Raw genomic sequence first — 248 nt, forward strand, 5'->3', positions numbered from 1 at the left:
GTATTGGCTCTCCTCATGACCCAAATGCTTCCGTTGCTGGTAGCCCCACTTCTTTTACCATCCATTACACCAATATTCGTGGTCTATCTTTCAATTTTGCCTCTGTTGAGCACCATATTGCTGCTTCTCTTTCTAATATTTTTCTGCTCTCCGAGACTCAGGTTTCAAGTGATGCTTCCACCGACCCCTTTCAGATCTCTCACTACAACCTCATTTCTCGTTTCCGTCCCAAGGGAGGAGTTTGTGTA

Annotated in this window: 1 protein-coding gene; it reads left to right on the plus strand. The window is 45.2% G+C overall.

The window, feature by feature from the left end; translation table 11 throughout:
• The coding region (locus IEQ44_RS17400) for a hypothetical protein (RefSeq protein WP_227487693.1) at positions 1-248 on the plus strand (248 nt) is incomplete at both ends.

The organism is Nocardioides malaquae, assembly GCF_015070385.1.
GTDB lineage: Bacteria > Actinomycetota > Actinomycetes > Propionibacteriales > Nocardioidaceae > Nocardioides > Nocardioides malaquae.